1 pseudogene is annotated in these 1,629 nt (G+C 65.3%); it reads right to left on the reverse strand.

The window, feature by feature from the left end:
* Positions 1 to 1,629: pseudogene (locus ACWESM_RS36590) on the reverse strand (DNA-directed RNA polymerase subunit beta); the annotation flags it as partial.

Below are 1,629 nucleotides of genomic sequence, written 5' to 3' on the forward strand. Positions count from 1 at the left end.
AACGTCCTCCTCCACCAACCGCTGCGACAGGATGATCGCGTCCTCGTAGTTGTGACCCTCCCACGGCATGATCGCCACCAGCAGGTTCTTACCCAAGGCCATCTCACCGTTCTCGGTGGCGGGGCCATCGGCGATGACCTGACCGATCTCGATTCGCTGGCCTTCGTCGACGATCGGGCGCTGGTTGGAGCAGGTGCCCTGGTTCGACCGGTTGAACTTGCGCATCCGGTAGCTCTTGCGGGTGCCGTCGTCGTGCATCACGGTGACGTAGTCGGCGGAGACCTCCTCGACCACACCGGCCTTCTCGCTGACCACCACCTCACCGGCGTCGACCGCCGCGCGCAGCTCCATACCGGTACCCACCAGCGGCGCTTCCGAACGGATCAGCGGAACCGCCTGCTTCTGCATGTTCGCGCCCATCAGGGCGCGGTTGGCGTCGTCGTGCTCGAGGAACGGGATCATCGCCGTCGCGACCGACACCATCTGGCGCGGCGAGACGTCCATATAGTCGATCTCGGCGGATCCGACGAGCTCTACCTCGGAATTCTTGCGGCGCACCGCGATTCGCGCGTTCACGAAACGCCCCGCGGCGTCGAGCGGCTCGTTCGCCTGCGCCACGACATGCAGGTCTTCCTGGTCGGCGGTGAGGTAGTCCACCTCGTCGGTGACCCTGCCGTCGACCACTTTTCGGTACGGCGTCTCGATGAAGCCGAACGGATTCACCCGCGCGTACACCGACATATAGCCGATCAGGCCGATATTCGGCCCTTCCGGAGTCTCGATCGGGCACATGCGGCCGTAATGGCTGTAGTGCACATCGCGGACTTCCAGACCGGCGCGCTCCCGGGACAGACCACCCGGGCCCAGCGCCGAGAGACGGCGTTTCTGGGTCAAGCTCGCCAGCGGGTTGCGCTCATCCAAGAATACGGACAGCTGCGAGGTTCCGAAGAACTCCTTGAGCACCGCGACGACGGGACGAATGTTCATCAGGGTCTGCGGCGTGATCGCCTCGACGTCCTGGGTGGTCATCCGCTCGCGGACCACGCGCTCCATCCGTGACAGCCCCAGCCGGACCTGGGACTGGATCAACTCGCCGACGGTGCGCAGCCGACGGTTGCCGAAATGGTCGATGTCGTCGACCTCGACCCGGACCTCGACGCCGCCGGGAGCGGTCATGGTCTTCTCGCCCGCGTGCAGCCGCAGCAGGTACTCGATGATCGTGACGATGTCGTCCTCGGTGAGCGCCGGCGAGCCGCCGCTGCGGATGCCGAGTTTCTTGTCGACCTTGTACCGGCCAACGCGCGCCAAGTCGTAGCGCTTCTCCTTGAAGAACAGGTTCTCCAACAGGGTCTGCGCGGACTCCTTCGTCGGCGGCTCGCCCGGACGCAGCTTGCGGTGGATGTCGAGCAGCGCCTCATCGGTGCCCGATGTGCTGTCCTTCTCCAGGGACGTCATCATCACTTCGGAGAAACCGAAGCGCTCGACGATCCGCTCACTCGTCCAGCCGAGCGCCTTGAGCAGCACCGTCACGGGTTGGCGGCGTTTGCGGTCGATGCGCACACCCACGGTGTCGCGCTTGTCCACATCGAACTCCAGCCACGCGCCACGGCTCGGGATGACCCGCACACT

Source organism: Nocardia sp. NPDC003999 (genome assembly GCF_053604885.1).